The organism is Pseudoalteromonas sp. NZS71, from assembly GCF_015864715.1.
Lineage (GTDB): Bacteria > Pseudomonadota > Gammaproteobacteria > Enterobacterales > Alteromonadaceae > Pseudoalteromonas > Pseudoalteromonas arctica.
Map to the genome: position 1 here is coordinate 34,912 of NZ_JADYWS010000027.1, position 16,914 is coordinate 51,825.

Sequence of the window (16,914 nt, forward strand, 5' to 3'; positions counted from 1 at the left end):
TCTCCTTTTATTGCATCGTTAGATAGCATAAAATGCCTCGTTCATTAGCACAGTAGGTAAAACAGTAATTATGCGAGTAGCACTTGGAGTTGAATACAACGGCGCACGTTATAGTGGTTGGCAGCGTCAATCACATGTAAATAGCGTACAGCAAGAAGTAGAAAAAGCGTTGTCGCGTATTTGTAATCATCCTGTTGAAGTTATATGTGCAGGGCGTACAGATGCTGGTGTGCACGGTACAGGCCAAGTAATACACTTTGAAACGCAAGCCGATCGCGATATGGTCGCATTTACACTAGGTATGAATACTTTAATGCCTAAAGATATTGCTATTCGCTTTGCCCAACCGGTTGCTGATGACTTTCATGCCCGTTTTAGTGCTACAGCCCGTCGTTATCGCTATGTTATTTATAACTCCCCCCTACGAGGTGCGGTATTAAACGAGGGTGTTACGCATTTTCATCATCATCTTGATGAAACAAAGATGCAAGAGGCGTGTCAGTACTTAATAGGTAAACACGATTACACCTCTTTTAGAGCGATACATTGCCAAGCGAATACACCGACAAGAACAATTCATCATCTGTCGGTACAGCGCCAAGGTACTTACGTTATTATTGATATTAAAGCGAATGCATTTTTACATCACATGGTACGTAATATCACAGGCAGCTTAATGGATGTTGGTTTACATAAACAACAACCTATATGGATAAAAGAGTTACTTGATTGTAAAGAACGCGCAAAGGCCAGTGCTACCGCTAAGGCTGCTGGTTTGTATTTAGTGGATGTTGACTACCCTGAGCAATTTAATATTCCTCAAACACCTTTAGGCCCTTTATTTTTGCCTGATATAGATGTGGTATAAGTACTTTTTATGAGCACTTTTAACTACTAAGACCAGTTTTTTATACCGCGTTAGTGTAATTCATGTTTTAATTGAAAAAATTTGTCTGCTAATTGCTATTAGCAGGCTCGCGACACAGAACAGTATTAAGAGAGTTGCAAATGAGTTGGCTAGAAAAAATCTTACCTAAAACGACAAAATCATCAGGTCGTAAAGAAATCCCAGAAGGTGTTTGGGCTAAGTGTACATCGTGTGATTCAATTTTATATAAAGCTGAATTAGAAAAGTCATTAAACGTATGTCCTAAGTGTGACCATCACATGCGTGTTAGTGGCCGTAAGCGCCTAGAGCACTTTTTAGATGAAGGTGATCGTCAAGAGCTTGGTACACAACATGAGCCTAAAGACATTCTTAAGTTTAAAGATTCTAAAAAGTACTCTGACCGTATCAGTGCAGCCCAAAAAGCAAGTGGTGAAAAAGATGCACTTGTAGCTATGAAAGGCCGATTAAAAGGTATTCCAGTGGCAGCGGTAGCATTTGAGTTCTCATTTATGGGTGGTTCAATGGCTTCTGTTGTTGGCGCTCGCTTTGTTGATGCTGTTGATCAATGTTTAGAGCATAACATGCCGCTTATTTGTTTTTCTGCATCAGGCGGAGCACGTATGCAAGAAGCGCTTATGTCGCTTATGCAAATGGCTAAAACAAGTGCTGCACTTGCAAAAATGACGGAAAAAGGTCTTCCATTTATTTCAGTAATGACCGACCCGACAATGGGTGGTGTATCTGCATCACTTGCTATGCTGGGTGATATTAACGTTGCTGAACCTAAAGCGTTAATTGGTTTTGCAGGTCCTCGTGTTATTGAGCAGACTGTTCGCGAAACATTACCTGAAGGTTTTCAGCGTAGTGAATTTTTGCTAGAACATGGTGCAATTGACATGATTATTGACCGCCGTGAAATGCGCGATACCCTTGCACGCATTTTAGCTAAATTTATGAACTTGCCTTCTACGGAACAAGAGCATAGAGTAGCGTAAATTTCAGCTTTACTGATTACACGCTATGACAAAAACAATTCCTAGCCAATCATCAAGCCTTGATGATTGGCTTTTTTATTTAGAAAGTGTTCACCCAGCTAACATTGCAATGGGCCTAGAACGAGTTGCTAATGTTGCCAACAATATTGGCCTTTTAAACACTCCAAGTAAAATTATTCTTATTGCCGGTACAAACGGTAAGGGCACCACTGCACGTTGCTTAGAGTCGCTATTGCTAGCGCAAGGTTTTAGCGTGGGTACTTACGCATCTCCTCATTTAATTCGTTATAACGAGCGTGTACGAGTTAATGGCGAAGAACTGGCAGACCAATTTCATATAGATGCTTTTCACCAGCTTGAGCAAGGCCGTAAAGACACTCCTCTGACTTATTTTGAATATGGTACTTTGGGTGCGTTGGCAATTTTTAAACGCTGTAAGGTCGATTATGTATTACTAGAGGTTGGTCTAGGCGGGCGCTTTGATGCTACAAATATAGTAACTCCCTTTGCAAGCGTGATCACCACTATCGATTTAGATCATAAAGAGTACCTAGGTGATACACGAGAGTTAGTGGCTTATGATAAAGCCGGTATTTTTCGTGAAAATACGCCTGCTATTATAGGGGATTTAAATATTCCTCACACAATGACTGATTACGGCAAAGAAATTAATGCCAATATGACGTTGTCGGGCAGTGACTTTATTTTCAAAGAGAATGCTGAGAGCTTTAATTGGCAATATAAAGAACATAATCTTGTAATAGATAAGCCAGCAATACCGTGTCAAAATGCAGCAACTGCGTTAACTGCGCTAAGTGTTTTAAGCTTATTACCTAGTGAGCAAGTCATACGAAGTTGCCTCGCTAATTTAGTTGTAGAAGGGCGGTTTCAGCAGTTAAGCGCTGAGCCTTTAGTCTTTACCGATGTAGCACATAACCCTGAGTCGGCGCGTTATTTAGCCAATAAGTTATCAAGCTATAAAGATAAAGGCTTTAAAATTCATGCATTAGCCGCTATGCTTGCTGATAAAGATAAAGTGGGTGTACTTAAAGAAGTAAGTCACTTGGTCGATGAGTGGTCATTAGCGAGCTTAAGTGGTCCGCGAGGCGACACTGCAAGTAATTTACAAAATGCGCTGCAGGGTATATCTCATCATAATACTATCAATAGCTATGATAGTGTGGCACAGGCACTGAGTGTAATTTTACCAAAACAACAAAGTGATACTATGTTGATTGTATTTGGTTCATTTTTTACAGTGGCCGGCGCTATTAATTACTTTAAAAAATAGAGAGGATGTCGGTGAACTCAAGTTTTATTAATCGCTTAGTCGGAACAAGTATAGTAGTGATCGCAGCAATTGTGTTTATCCCTAATATACTCGATGGCGAAAAAGTGCATTATAAAGAGGGCTTTAAAGCGATACCTGATCGCCCTGAGTTCAAAACAATCGATCTTCAAGAGTCAATTGATGAAAACATGGCTAATGCTGAGCCACTAAAACAAGATGAAATTGAAGATATTCAAGCTGACGATGAAGCTTTTGAGCAGCAAAACGCTATGGATGAGAGTGACTACGCTGTAGAGAATAAAGTTGTTGAAGCGACTATTGAACCCAAAGCTACACCGATCACTAAGGCACCGGTTCAGGCTAAACCAAAACCTATTGCGCCTCGTAAAAGTGATGAAAACCTAACAAGTATGGCTTACGTTATTCAATTAGGTAGTTTTTCACATGTTGCAAATGTAAAAGCATTACAGGCTAAATTAAAAGTTGAAGGGTTTAAAACGTTTACTAAACCGATTAAAACCCCAAATGGGACGTTAACCAAGGTATTTGTTGGTCCTTCGCTTGATAAAAATGAATTACAAAAGCAGCTTCCCCAACTGAAAGAGCTTACTAAATTAAATGGTAAAGTTACGCAATACGAAGTAACAAAATAATTAAAAAAAGGCTTGTATCACAAGCCTTTTTTTATTTATTTATATTTGTTTTTACCATTATCTTTATCTCACAATACCCATTCTATAATGTTAATTTTTTGTATTGACTACAACCCAGTAATCTCCCGTTTAAACTTGCATACTAACGATGTTTGGGTATAGAATGCGCCCCAAATTAGCGACTAATTGGTTCTTATGATCTGGGTTGATTACGCCATTATTGGCATCATTGCATTGTCTACCATCATCGGTTTAATACGCGGCTTTGTAAAAGAAGCAATGTCATTAGCGGTATGGGCTGGCGCCTTTATCATCTCTAGCTTATTTTACCAATATTTAGCTTCCTTCCTAACAACCATTTCTGAACCCCTTTTAAGAAATGCTGCGGCCATAGCCATATTATTCTTTGCGACGCTACTGTTAGGCGGTTTACTAAACTATATTTTAGGTGAGCTTGTACATCGTACTGGTTTATCGGGTACCGACCGTGTTTTTGGCATAGTGTTTGGTGCTCTACGAGGCGTGTTGGTCGTGAGCGCGTTACTCTTCTTTCTTGATGCTTTTACTGGTGCACCCAATACGCACTGGTGGGGCAATTCTATTTTGATTCCAGAATTTGGCTTTGTTGTTGAATGGTTCTTTTCGTACCTAGAAAACAACTCGAGCTTTTTAAATTCAGTAAACCGTTAATCGGCGAGGATAAATTACATGTGTGGTATCGTTGGAATAGTCGGAACATCCCCTGTGAATCAGGCGATTTATGATGGCTTAACTGTTTTGCAGCACCGTGGTCAAGATGCCGCGGGTATCATTACCATTGAGAATAATACGTTTAGCTTGCGCAAAGCAAATGGCTTAGTGAAAGATGCCTTTCACACACGTCATATGAAACGACTACAAGGTACAATTGGTCTTGGCCATGTGCGCTATCCTACAGCAGGATCTTCAAGCTCATCTGAAGCACAGCCTTTTTATGTTAACTCACCGTTTGGTATAGCACTTGCCCATAATGGCAACCTTACTAATGCAGAAGCTTTAAAAGAGCAGTTATTCTCAGAAGCACGTCGTCACGTTAATACAACATCAGACTCTGAAATTTTACTTAATATCATGGCACATGAATTAAGCAAATCTGATAAGTTGCATTTAGACCCTGAAGATATTTTTACTGCGGTAACCGAAGTAAACAATAAAGTAAGCGGTGGTTATGCAACTATTGCTATGATTATCGGCCACGGCATTGTTGCTTTTCGCGACCCTAATGGTATTCGCCCACTTGTATTTGGTAAACGCGAAACCGAAAAAGGTACTGAGTACATGTTTGCCTCAGAAAGCGTTGCGTTGAAACCGGACGGTTTTGAGTTTGTACGTGATGTAGCCCCTGGTGAAGCTATATATGTTACAGAAGAAGGTGAATTCCATTCACTTAGTTGTGCTGATAAGGCATCTTACTCGCCGTGTATTTTTGAATTTGTTTATTTTGCTCGACCTGACTCAACAATAGACCGTATGTCTGTGTACGCAACACGCGTAAACATGGGGACTAAACTAGGCGAAAAAATTGCACGTGAATGGGCTGACAAAGATATTGATGTAGTTATCCCAATACCAGAAACTTCATGTGATGTAGCACTGGAAATTGCACGTGTGCTTGATTTACCGTATCGCCAAGGTTTTGTTAAAAACCGTTATATTGGTCGTACATTTATCATGCCTGGCCAAGAGATGCGTAAAAAATCAGTGCGTCAAAAGCTAAACGCAATTGATCGCGAGTTTAAAGGTAAAAACGTATTATTAGTTGATGACTCAATTGTTCGTGGTACAACATCAGCACAAATTGTTGAAATGGCCCGAGAGTCTGGCGCTAAAAACGTTTACTTTGCATCAGCGGCACCTGAAATACGCTTCCCTAATGTGTACGGTATTGATATGCCTTCAGCAGCTGAGCTTATTGCTCACGGACGTGAAGTAGAAGATATTAATGCAAGTATTGGTTCTGACGGTTTAATCTTTCAATCGTTAAAAGATTTAATAGCTGCGGTTAGCCAAGAAAATCCTGAAATTACTAAGTTTGAAACTTCAGTATTTGATGGCCAATATATTACTGGCGATATTGATCAAAACTATTTAAATCGTATTGATAAGCTACGTAACGATTCAGCAAAAAGCACCCGAGAAAGTGCGATGTCTTCAGGTTTAGAGATACACAACCAAGACGAAAATGAAGCTGATTAATAGTTAGTTAACAAAAAGTCGTTACACAAAAAAAAGGAGCTAATTAGCTCCTTTTTTGCGAAGGAAAGAAAGGGAACATTTCTATCAAACACGACTCTTTATTAGGTGAAATTTATTAAGTAAACATTGGGCTAACAATCCCATTTGTCCAAAGCATAGCTGTTACAGCTAAAATAATAACCAGTAATATTAATCCACACGTTACTACCGAGCTGGCGTAAATAAAGCCACGCTCTTCTGGGATATGCATAAGTATTGGTACGCCGGTGTAGAGTAAATAAACCGAGTAAGCCAGTGCAATAATTCCAATACACACTACAAACCAAAGTACAGGCCAAAAAGCGGCGAGTGCCGACATAAACACTGGTGTTGCAGTATATGCTGCAAGTTCAAGTGTTTGTGTAAATGTAGGTTTAGAGCCAAATGTAACCGCCATCCAATGGGCTAAATACGCCAATGCAAAAACACCCGCTATTAAAGCAAAATACATTGCACCTGCAATTAGCAGTGCACTATCGTGCGTTAAAAATACGGGATTGCCTGCACCTATACTCCATCCTAAATAAACAGATGAGTAGTAGCCCATTATTGAAGGAAATAAAGCAATCAGTAAAATATGCGACAAACTATAGGTTAAACTTTCATGGCGATTATCTATTGTTTGCCATTCTTCAAGTGGGTGAGCATAAATGCCCCAGAGGTGATTTAGTATCATAGTACTTACTCCATAAAAGGAACGTATTATTGTTTTGGTTGGTTTATTTTTATACAGTCTATGTACAGTTATGGTTCACTTATTTTGCAAAGTCAAGTTAACTCGTTATTAACATTTAGACGCAGATAAGGGCTTTGATTTATCCCAAGCAAAATTTCGTGTTAAAATAACGGTCTATCAAATTTATTTAGTAATGAGCAGTCAACGTGCCACATAGCCAACTTTTAGAGCCGATTAATAACTTTTTATTGTGTACCACCCCAGAGCAATGGGTAGAGCAAGCAATTAAAAAAGAAAACTTATCAGTCATTTTAATAGATCACTTAATTTGTGAATTAAAAGCAGCTCAAAGTGCGATGTTTTTAATACGTAAATACGCGGTAGATAAAGAGGGTAGTGATGCATTACTCGAGTGGCTAAAGCCATTTGAAACGCTTATTTACAAACGAGAAGGGAATTGGCGCGATCTGGCTGCTAAAAATAAGCTCACTAAATCAATAATTCCTAAATCGAGTTCTCCATACGGGCAAGGTCTAATCGATAAAATGGTTTTGCTGATAAAAGAAGAGCTGCATCACTTTTATCAAGTGCTCGAAATTATGGACGAGTACGGTGTTGAGTATCAAAGTATTACACCATGTCGTTACGCAAAAGGTATGCTTCGTCATGTTAAAACGTTCGAGCCCGATGCATTAGTCGATAAGCTAATAGTAGGCGCTTATATTGAGGCGCGTTCGTGTGAGCGTTTTGCAAAGCTTGCACCGCATGTTGACAAACGTTTATGTGATTTTTATATTTCGTTGTTACGTTCAGAAGCGCGTCATTACCAAGATTATTTAACTTTAGCGCAAGAAATTGCTGATTTTGATATTACCGAACGCGTAAACTTTTTTGGTGAAAAAGAAAAAGAGCTAATTTCTACAACCGATACTGATTTTAAATTTCACAGCGGTGTTCCAATAGCGCAAAGCTAATTTTCTTTTAAGAAATTAATATACTCTGCTATTTTCTGATTGCTGAAATTATGTTTTTTCATAATTTTAGCAATGCATCCATTTTTAGTTATTATATCAATTCCTCTATTAAATTTTTGTAAGTATTCTTTGGCTCTATAATTTGATTTAGAGACAACTAAATATAGTTTATGAGAAGCAAGAACTGGCGATAAGTACTCAATATTATTATCATCTGAATCTTCGGTTTTAGTGTGTTCAAGCCAGTAATTTCCAACCTCTTTAGTACCCGCGACTAAATCAATACGCCCTTGTTGTAGTAAATATAAGCTTGTAGGAAGGCTTTTAGTGGACGTTATTGCCAGCTCCGTATTTCTAGCAAACTCTTGGCTTACAACGGCATTGTCTTCTATACCAATACTATAAGGTGTTAATGATTGAACTGTACCGTCGAAATTAATAACACTCTTTTTTCGTTTGAAAACTCCTGAGTGAGCAACTGCAAGTGGACGAGAGTAGTAAAAAACTTCATTTCTTTTTAATGAATAAAAAGCACCTAAAATAGCGGTTTTTCTGTTTTTTTCTAATAGCTTTAAAGCGCGATCCCATGTCGTGAATTCTGGTTCGCTATTAATACCTTGCGTTTTAAGAGCTGATTCGGCTATTTCATATAGCCAGCCATTACTAGGTAGGTTTTCGCTAAAATAGGGAGGATAGTTTTCTGTAACAATTTGCCATGTTTGCTTGCTAAATACTTGTGTAGGAATGGCAATTACTACGATGAAAATTAACAGCTTAATCATTCAACCTCTCACTATTATTCATATATAGATAAATAATAGTCAGAATTTTAAATTATGCGAAAGGCGTGCTAATTAATTCTTGTGATTGAGGGGTAACGACTAAATAAGAACCTTGGGTATACCAGTCACCTAGCACTGTGCGAGTAAGTGTTTGTTCATTAACTTTATACGTATGAACATTAGGGCGGTGAGTATGACCATGAATCATATTCGTAACGTTATGTTTGGCAAAGGTGGCAAGTACAGCCTCATCGACAACGTCTAAAATTTCGATAGGTTTATCAGCTTGGCTTAACTTACTTTTTTCGCGGGCATTACGCGCTATTTTTTTACGATACCAAAGCGGCATTGCAAGCATCAATTTTGGCCACCACCAACCACGGCTCTTTTTACGAAAGTTTTGATATTCAGTGTCTTGAGTGCACATTTCGTCGCCATGTAAAATAACGGTAGGCGTGCCATATAAATCAATGACCGTTTGTTCATCGAGTAATGTCATTGCGGCCATGTCGGCATATTGCTTGCGCATAATGAAATCACGATTGCCATGTATAAAATAAACAGGTGTGCCACCATCATTAACGGCGCTTAAATGTTTTGCTACATCGGCACTCAGTGCAGTAATGTAGTCATCTCCAACCCATACTTCAAAAAAATCACCCAAAATATAAAGTGCATCTACATCTTTATTTAATATATGTGTATTTAAAAAGTCAAAAAATGCAGCGCTAATGTCGGGGCGGTTTTCGCTTAGGTGTAAATCTGCAATAAAGTAAGTTTGGCGAGTCATAGGTCAGTCTATTCTAGTTTTAAAAAAACGGGCATATACTAATAGTATACACCCGCTTATATACTCACATAATATGAGTAAACGTTACTAGTTAACAGTAACGCTTTCGATGATCACATCTTCAAGAGGTACGTCTTGGTGAAAACCAGTACTACCTGTTGCAACTGCTTTAATCTTATTTACTACGTCCATGCCTTCTACTACTTCAGCAAAAACACAATAACCCCAACCTTGCGATGTTTCGCTGCTGTGGTTTAAAAAGTCGTTGTTGTTCACGTTAATGAAAAACTGTGCTGTAGCTGAATGAGGATCAGGTGTACGTGCCATAGCTAAAGTGCCTACTTTATTAGACAGGCCATTATTAGCTTCATTCTGAATTGGGTCGTTTACTTCTTTTTGTTCCATACCTGGAACAAAACCACCGCCTTGAACCATAAAACCATCGATTACACGATGAAAGATAGTGCCGTTGAAAAAATCAGCATTTGCATACTCTAAAAAGTTTTTAACTGTGTTTGGAGCTTCTTGCTCAAACATTTTAATGGTGATGTCACCAAAATTCGTGTGTAGAACAACCATGTGTTTTCCTATGTCCGGTTTAAATATTGGCGCTATTTTATCGTAGTTGGCTAAGATTAACAAAGTAGATGTTTGGTTTGTTATAAAGCGCTAGAGCAGGGGCTTTTCAAGTGGTAACATAACTGTTCAAGTAAATAGTCAAGGACTCAAAGTAAATGGTAAATATATACAACACACTCACGCGACAAAAAGAGCAATTTAAACCTATGGTCGAAGGAAAAATCGACATGTATGTGTGTGGTATCACCATTTATGATTACTGCCATATTGGACACGCTCGTACTTTTGTAGGTTTTGACGTTATTGTGCGCTACTTACGCCATATTGGTTACGATTTAAAATATGTACGTAACATTACAGATATCGACGATAAAATAATTAAACGTGCGAACGAAAATGGTGAGTCAATAAACGACTTAACTGTGCGCATGACTAAAGCGATGCATGAAGATTTTGATAGCCTAAATATGCTACGCCCAGATATTGAGCCAACAGTTACAAGCCATATGGACGAAATTATCGTTATGGTTAAGCGCTTGATTGAAAAAGGCCATGCCTATGTTGCAGCCGACGGCGATGTTTTGTTTGATGTATCAACGTTTGAGCAATACGGTGCACTTTCTCAGCAAGATTTAACTATGTTGCAATCAGGTTCTCGCGTTGAAGTGGCGCAAGATAAAGACGATCCACTTGATTTTGTGTTATGGAAAAAAGCAAAAGCAGGTGAACCATCATGGTCATCACCTTGGGGTGAAGGGCGTCCGGGTTGGCATATTGAATGTTCGGCAATGAGCTCAAAGCACTTAGGTGAGCATTTTGATATTCACGGTGGGGGGTCTGATTTACAGTTTCCACATCATGAAAACGAAATTGCCCAATCGTGCTGTGCAAACAACGGCAAGTATGTAAATACATGGATACATACTGGCATGGTTCAAGTAAACAAAGAAAAAATGTCTAAGTCGTTAGATAACTTCTTTACAGTGCGTGAAGTTTTAAAAGCATACGATCCTGAATCTGTTCGTTACTTTTTAATTTCAGGTCATTACCGCAGCCAACTAAATTACTCACAAGAAAATTTAGACCAAGCGCGTTCATCACTTGAGCGCATTTATACAGCGCTTCGTGATGTCGAACCGGTAGAGTGCGATTTAGAAGGTAATGAGTTTGTTGCTAAATTTAGAAAAGCAATGAATGACGACTTTAATACACCAGAAGCACTACCTGTGTTGTTCGAACTTGCTAAAGAATTAAACCGCGTAAAAGAAAGTGACGCAGTTCAAGCTGGGCAACTTGCGTTTATATTACGCAGTATTGGTAACGTTTTAGGGGTTGCTCAACAAGCACCGGAAGCCTTTTTACAAGGCGGGCAAGATGACGACGAAGTTGCGACAATTGAAGCATTAATTGTGAAACGTAATGAAGCACGTGCAAGTAAAAACTGGGCTGCTGCTGATGAAGCACGTGATGCGCTTAATGCGTTAGGTGTAATACTTGAAGATTCAGCCGGTAAAACAACGTGGCGTAAAGCGTAAGCGTTTAAAGTAATTCACGTTCAACTAAAAAAGGGTTGCCAAATGGCAACCCTTTTTTGATTTTTTAACAGCTTAGCTGTGATATTTCTCACACGCTTCAAGTGTGTTTTCAATTAAGCTCGCGACCGTCATCGGGCCAACGCCACCTGGTACAGGTGTAATAAAATGCGCTTTTTGTTCAGCCACACTGTATTGAACATCACCAACTAATTTACCCGTGTCTAAACGGTTAATGCCTACATCGATGACTATAGCGCCTTCTTTTATCCAATCTCCAGGTATAAATTCAGGTTTACCTACAGCCACAACTAATAAGTCAGCGCGGCGAACATGCGTTTCTAAGTCTTGAGTAAACTTATGGCATACTGTGGTAGTACAACCCGCCAATAAAAGCTCTAACGACATTGGACGACCAACAATATTTGACGCGCCAACGACAACTGCATGCATCCCTTTATAACGTACACCCGTTGAATCAAGTAATGTAATAATACCTTTAGGGGTACATGGGCGAAGGGCAGGCATACGCTGTGCTAATCGACCAATGTTATATGGATGAAATCCATCAACATCTTTATGTGGGGTAATGCGTTCTAAAATCTTTTCAGCATCAAGACCTTTTGGCAGTGGTAACTGCACTAAAATTCCATCAACTTCGGCATCATTATTTAGCTCGTCAATTAAATCTAAAAGAGTTTGCTCTTGCGTGTCTGCTGGTAAATCAAATGATTTGGATATAAAACCTACTTCTTCACAGGCTTTACGTTTTGAACCAACATAAACTTGGCTTGCTGGATCAAGTCCAACAAGTACTACTGCAAGTCCTGGTGCACGTAAACCATTTGCTACACGTTCACTTACGCGTTCTGCTACAGCGCTACGTACTTGTTTTGCGATTGCCTTACCATCAATGATGTTTGCCGTCATGGGTGACCTTTAATTGGGGTTAATTAACTAGATACCGATACTCTAAAAACGAATGCATAATAAAATAGGGGTAAAAATGCTAATAAAGAAAACATACTCTTTATTTAACTCGTTTTATAATGTGCCTACTATTTTCGCAGAAAAGCATAGCAGCGCCAAGTTGCTTTTAATGTATATAACATTTGAGTTATTAAATAGTTTAAATTTCAGCCTACTATTGTAATATTTAACCATTGTGCACTAAAAATGAGCACTTGATTGGTTTTATTAAAAAAACGTTTGACCTAACCCCGTCAAATCACTATTATGCACCCCGTTGTCAACGAGGTCACTCGCTAACAATAATAAGTTTCGGCGATTAGCGCAGTTTGGTAGCGCACTTGGTTTGGGTCCAAGGGGTCGCAGGTTCAAATCCTGCATCGCCGACCATTTTCTTAAAATGGTCTTAAACTCCCAGTTTAAGTGTTCAGTATGAAAAAAGAAGTTAAATCTTCAATGTCGGCGATTAGCGCAGTTTGGTAGCGCACTTGGTTTGGGTCCAAGGGGTCGCAGGTTCAAATCCTGCATCGCCGACCATTTTCTTATCTAATAAGAATAATAAGTAAATTCCTCTAAGTTATAAATCTAAATCTGTTAGCCTATAATTCTATTAAATAATTTCTACTTTAATCCATTCAATGTCTAGTTAGCCTGTTTTTTATTCAGTTAGTCTCTATAGTCCCTTATCTAGTCCAAATAATTGCCCCCTATACTCGACTATCATAAATATTAGGTTATAATGCCGCGTCTATTGTTTAACATAGTGCCCGAAGGGCAAAGCAGCAATGGTATCTCATGGTAGCGACGGATGCTTTTAAGTGTGAAAAACCGCTTAAACTTTATCAAGACTCATGCAGATCACTTTGTTTGTAAAGGAAGGCGAACAGTCGCCAAAATTGAATATTGAGGTAAATCATGCAAGTTTCTGTTGAGACGACCCAAGGCCTTGAGCGCCGTATAACTATCACCGTTCCTTCAGAGAACGTTGAGACCGAAGTAAAAAAACGCCTACAACAACTGTCAAAAACACAGCGTATAGATGGTTTCCGTGCTGGTAAAGTTCCAGTATCTGTAATTAACAAGCGTTTTGGCCCTGCAGTTCGTCAAGAAGTTGCTGGCGAAGTAATGCAACGTAATTACATTGAAGCAATCGTTTCTGAAAAAATCAATCCAGCTGGCGCGCCTACATTCGCACCTAAATCACTTGAAGCAGGTAAAGATTTAGAATTCTCAGCAACGTTTGAAGTTTACCCTGAAGTTGAAGTTCAAGGTTTAGATAAAATTACTGTTGAGAAACCAGCGGTAACAGTGACTGACGAAGATTTAGCTAACATGCTAGAAACACTTCGTAAGCAACACGCAGCGTGGGCTGATGTTGATGCAGCTGCTGGCGAAAACGACCGTGTAACAGTTGATTTCGTAGGTACTATCGACGGTGAAGTATTTGAAGGCGGCAAAGCTGAAGACTTCCCATTAGAACTTGGCCAAGGTCGTATGATCCCAGGTTTTGAAGATAACATCGTAGGTAAAAAAGCAGGCGAAGAAGTAGTTGCTGATGTAACTTTCCCTGATGATTACCACGCTGAAAACTTAAAAGGTAAAGCGGCTCAATTCACTATCACAGTGAAAAAAGTTGAAGCGCAAGAATTACCAGAATTAAGCGAAGAGTTTGCAACTAAATTCGGTGTTACCGAAGGCGGAGTAGACGCGCTTAAAGAAGAAGTTAAAAAGAACATGACACGTGAGCTAGACCAAGCGGTTAAAGCAAGCGTTAAAGACCAAGCAATCAAAGGTCTTTTAGCTAACAACGAAATCGAAGTGCCTAAAGCACTTGTTGATCAAGAAGTTGATGCTCTACGTCAGCAAGCAGCTCAACGTTTTGGCGGCGACGCTCAAAACATGCCAGAGCTTCCAGCTGAATTGTTCCACGAGCAAGCTGTAACACGTGTTAAAACTGGCCTTTTATTAGGTGAAGTGATTAAAGCTAACGAGATTAAAGTTGATGACGCTAAAGTTGAAGCATTAATCGCAACGGTAGCTTCTGCATACGAAGATCCAACTGAAGTAGTAGAATACTACAAAGGTAATGATCAACTTATGCAGCAAATGCGTAATGTAGCAATGGAAGAGCAAGCTGTTGAAGCTATTTTAGCTAAAGCAGTTGTTACTGATGTTGAAAAAGCATTTGATGACATCATGAATCCACAGCAAGGTGCTTAATAAGTCATTGACTTAAGCTCTCGCTAACGATTAAATGGCTCGTGCTACTCTGTTTATACAGCGTGCCCGGGCCATTTTAGTTTTTGGCTCTAAATTTGCGAAAAACGATAACTATGCTTCCTTATAATAAGGATAAGTATAAGCGCATAAGGAATTAAATAAGTATGAATACTGGTATTACAGATCCCCTAAATGCATTGGTCCCAATGGTTGTTGAACAAACACCGAAAGGCGAGCGCTCGTATGATATTTATTCGAGATTATTAAAAGAGCGTATTATCTTTTTAACAGGTCAAGTTGAAGACAACATGGCAAATCTGATTTTAGCGCAAATGCTATTTTTAGAATCAGAAAATCCTGATAAAGATATCTTTTTATACATCAACTCACCAGGTGGTTCAGTAACTGCGGGTATGGCTATTTACGACACAATGAACTTCATCAAACCAGATGTAAGTACAATATGTGTAGGTCAAGCTGCAAGCATGGGTGCTTTTTTACTTACTGCTGGCGCTAAAGGTAAGCGTTTTTGCCTACCAAACTCACGTGTGATGATTCACCAACCATTAGGTGGTTTCCAAGGTCAAGCATCTGACTTTGAAATACATGCTAAAGAAATTCTGTCTATTAAAGCTAAGCTTAATCGCTTAATGGCTGAGCATACAGGCCAACCATTAGATATTATCTCTAAAGACACAGATCGTGATAACTTTATGAGTGCCACGCAAGCTGTAGATTACGGCTTGGTAGACTCTGTGTTTACAAATCGCGACAAAAAGTAAGCGCTTGGCGAGCAGGATTGCCTGTTTGCCACTTTGAGTTACTATGCGAAAACTAATAAATTTTGGTATAGTTAAAGCGTATTGAAATAGCCGCCAACAGTTTTGGTGGCCAACGTAATAAAATGAGGTAGCTGAATGTCTGACACTCCTACAGACGGCGACAAAAGTAATAAATTGTTATACTGCTCTTTTTGTGGCAAAAGCCAACATGAAGTGCGTAAATTAATTGCAGGCCCTTCAGTATACGTTTGTGATGAATGTGTAGAGTTGTGTAACGATATTATCAGGGAAGAGATCAAAGACATTGCTCCTAAGCATGATACGTCTGACAAACTACCTGTACCAAAAGAAATTCGTAAACACTTAGACGATTATGTTATTGGTCAAGATCATGCTAAAAAAGTATTGTCTGTTGCCGTTTATAACCATTATAAACGCCTACGTAACCAATCGACTAAGCAAGACATTGAATTAAGTAAAAGTAATATTTTGCTTATCGGCCCAACAGGTAGTGGTAAAACATTACTTGCAGAAACATTAGCGCGTCTACTTGATGTGCCGTTTACTATGGCCGATGCCACTACATTAACCGAAGCAGGTTATGTAGGTGAAGATGTTGAAAACATCATTCAAAAGCTTTTACAAAAATGCGATTACGATGTTGAAAAAGCGCAACGTGGCATTGTTTACATTGATGAAATTGACAAAATTTCTCGTAAATCAGATAACCCGTCAATTACACGTGATGTATCGGGTGAGGGCGTTCAACAGGCGCTACTTAAACTGATTGAAGGCACCGTTGCTTCTGTTCCACCGCAAGGTGGTCGTAAACATCCACAACAAGAGTTTTTACAAGTAGATACGTCTAAAATCTTGTTTATTTGTGGTGGTGCATTTTCAGGCCTAGATAAAGTAATTGAGCAACGTAGCCATAAAAATACCGGTATCGGTTTTGGCGTTAGCGTAAAAGAATCTGCGGCGAGTCGTTCTTTAAGTGAAACATTTAAAGACGTAGAACCAGAAGATTTAGTTAAATACGGCTTAATTCCTGAGTTTATAGGTCGTTTGCCAGTAGTTGCTACGTTAACAGAACTTGACGAAGCTGCTCTTGTGCAAATATTGAGTGAACCTAAAAACGCGATTACTAAACAGTTCTCAGTATTGTTTGGTATGGAAGACGTTGAACTTGAGTTTCGCGATGATGCCTTAGCTGCAATTGCCCACAAAGCAATGGAGCGTAAAACAGGTGCACGTGGTCTTCGTTCAATCGTTGAAGGTGTGTTACTTGATACTATGTACGAACTTCCTTCAATGGATGACGTAAGCAAAGTGGTTATTGATGAAACCGTTATTAAAGGTGAGTCAGACCCAATCTTGATTTATGAAAATAATAAACAAGATAAAGCTGCATCAGAATAGTTTTTAAGCTATTTGAATGAAAAAAGGAGCCTTAGGCTCCTTTTTTTATAATTAATTTAATCGAGTATGGGAAAATTGTTGAACTTTAA

16 protein-coding genes and 2 tRNA genes are annotated in these 16,914 nt (G+C 39.0%); 13 read left to right on the plus strand and 5 right to left on the minus strand.

Features of this window, described 5'->3' with window-relative positions:
- Positions 1–70 precede the first annotated feature (70 nt).
- The 6 genes from truA (at position 71) to purF (ending at position 6,063) form a co-directional block, all read left to right on the plus strand.
- Positions 71–868: a tRNA pseudouridine(38-40) synthase TruA gene (gene truA / locus I6E85_RS16450; protein WP_024590973.1), complete on the plus strand. Its 798-nt coding sequence runs from the start codon at positions 71–73 to the stop codon at positions 866–868.
- Between the two features lie 140 nt (positions 869–1,008).
- Entirely contained in the window at positions 1,009–1,884 is an 876-nt protein-coding gene (accD, locus tag I6E85_RS16455) for an acetyl-CoA carboxylase, carboxyltransferase subunit beta (protein ID WP_007376856.1), read from the plus strand.
- Between the two features lie 25 nt (positions 1,885–1,909).
- The gene (folC, locus tag I6E85_RS16460) at positions 1,910–3,175 is read left to right on the plus strand and encodes a bifunctional tetrahydrofolate synthase/dihydrofolate synthase (protein ID WP_024590974.1); all 1,266 of its coding nucleotides are present in this window, start codon (positions 1,910–1,912) and stop codon (positions 3,173–3,175) included.
- A gap of 11 nt (positions 3,176–3,186) precedes the next feature.
- Positions 3,187–3,828 (plus strand): SPOR domain-containing protein, encoded by a 642-nt coding sequence (locus I6E85_RS16465; protein ID WP_024590975.1) that lies wholly within the window; start codon positions 3,187–3,189, stop codon positions 3,826–3,828.
- 195 nt (positions 3,829–4,023) lie between these two features.
- Positions 4,024–4,518, plus strand: coding sequence for a CvpA family protein (locus tag I6E85_RS16470; protein WP_007376853.1), 495 nt, complete (start codon positions 4,024–4,026; stop codon positions 4,516–4,518).
- An 18-nt stretch (positions 4,519–4,536) separates the two neighbouring features.
- Positions 4,537–6,063, plus strand: coding sequence for an amidophosphoribosyltransferase (purF, locus tag I6E85_RS16475; RefSeq protein ID WP_007580920.1), 1,527 nt, complete (start codon positions 4,537–4,539; stop codon positions 6,061–6,063).
- A gap of 115 nt (positions 6,064–6,178) precedes the next feature.
- Here the strand turns inward: purF and I6E85_RS16480 are convergent, their stop codons facing one another.
- Positions 6,179–6,778 carry a Yip1 family protein gene (locus I6E85_RS16480; protein WP_007580923.1) on the minus strand — a complete coding sequence of 200 codons (600 nt, stop codon included), beginning with the start codon at positions 6,776–6,778 and terminating at the stop codon, positions 6,179–6,181.
- Between the two features lie 206 nt (positions 6,779–6,984).
- Here I6E85_RS16480 and miaE point away from each other — a divergent pair, with 206 nt between their 5' ends.
- On the plus strand, positions 6,985–7,752 hold the full coding sequence (gene miaE, locus I6E85_RS16485; RefSeq protein WP_024590976.1) for a tRNA isopentenyl-2-thiomethyl-A-37 hydroxylase MiaE: 768 nt from the start codon (positions 6,985–6,987) through the stop codon (positions 7,750–7,752).
- Here the strand turns inward: miaE and I6E85_RS16490 are convergent.
- The 3 genes from I6E85_RS16490 to I6E85_RS16500 form a co-directional block, all read right to left on the minus strand.
- The gene (locus I6E85_RS16490) at positions 7,749–8,534 is read right to left on the minus strand and encodes an ABC transporter substrate-binding protein (protein ID WP_024590977.1); all 786 of its coding nucleotides are present in this window, start codon (positions 8,532–8,534) and stop codon (positions 7,749–7,751) included. The genes miaE and I6E85_RS16490 overlap by 4 nt on opposite strands.
- Before the next feature lie 52 nt (positions 8,535–8,586).
- On the minus strand, positions 8,587–9,324 hold the full coding sequence (locus tag I6E85_RS16495; RefSeq protein WP_007580929.1) for a UDP-2,3-diacylglucosamine diphosphatase: 738 nt from the start codon (positions 9,322–9,324) through the stop codon (positions 8,587–8,589).
- A gap of 87 nt (positions 9,325–9,411) precedes the next feature.
- Entirely contained in the window at positions 9,412–9,903 is a 492-nt protein-coding gene (locus I6E85_RS16500) for a peptidylprolyl isomerase (protein WP_007580931.1), read from the minus strand.
- 155 nt (positions 9,904–10,058) lie between these two features.
- On the opposite strand from I6E85_RS16500, the gene cysS reads away from it, so the two are divergent.
- Positions 10,059–11,438, plus strand: a complete 1,380-nt coding sequence (gene cysS, locus I6E85_RS16505) for a cysteine--tRNA ligase (RefSeq protein WP_007580933.1) — start codon at positions 10,059–10,061, stop codon at positions 11,436–11,438.
- Between the two features lie 72 nt (positions 11,439–11,510).
- Here cysS and folD read toward each other — a convergent pair whose 3' ends face one another.
- On the minus strand, positions 11,511–12,365 hold the full coding sequence (gene folD / locus I6E85_RS16510) for a bifunctional methylenetetrahydrofolate dehydrogenase/methenyltetrahydrofolate cyclohydrolase FolD (protein WP_002958348.1): 855 nt from the start codon (positions 12,363–12,365) through the stop codon (positions 11,511–11,513).
- 352 nt (positions 12,366–12,717) lie between these two features.
- On the opposite strand from folD, the gene I6E85_RS16515 reads away from it, so the two are divergent.
- From I6E85_RS16515 to clpX, 5 genes are all read left to right on the plus strand, one after another.
- Positions 12,718–12,794 (plus strand) — tRNA-Pro (locus I6E85_RS16515).
- Between the two features lie 70 nt (positions 12,795–12,864).
- Positions 12,865–12,941 (plus strand) — tRNA-Pro (locus I6E85_RS16520).
- 378 nt (positions 12,942–13,319) lie between these two features.
- Complete coding sequence (tig, locus tag I6E85_RS16525; protein WP_007580935.1) at positions 13,320–14,624, plus strand: trigger factor; 1,305 nt, start codon at positions 13,320–13,322, stop codon at positions 14,622–14,624.
- Between the two features lie 164 nt (positions 14,625–14,788).
- On the plus strand, positions 14,789–15,406 hold the full coding sequence (clpP, locus tag I6E85_RS16530) for an ATP-dependent Clp endopeptidase proteolytic subunit ClpP (protein ID WP_024590978.1): 618 nt from the start codon (positions 14,789–14,791) through the stop codon (positions 15,404–15,406).
- A 135-nt stretch (positions 15,407–15,541) separates the two neighbouring features.
- Positions 15,542–16,825, plus strand: a complete 1,284-nt coding sequence (gene clpX / locus I6E85_RS16535; RefSeq protein ID WP_002958344.1) for an ATP-dependent protease ATP-binding subunit ClpX — start codon at positions 15,542–15,544, stop codon at positions 16,823–16,825.
- The last annotated feature ends 89 nt before the right edge of the window (positions 16,826–16,914 follow it).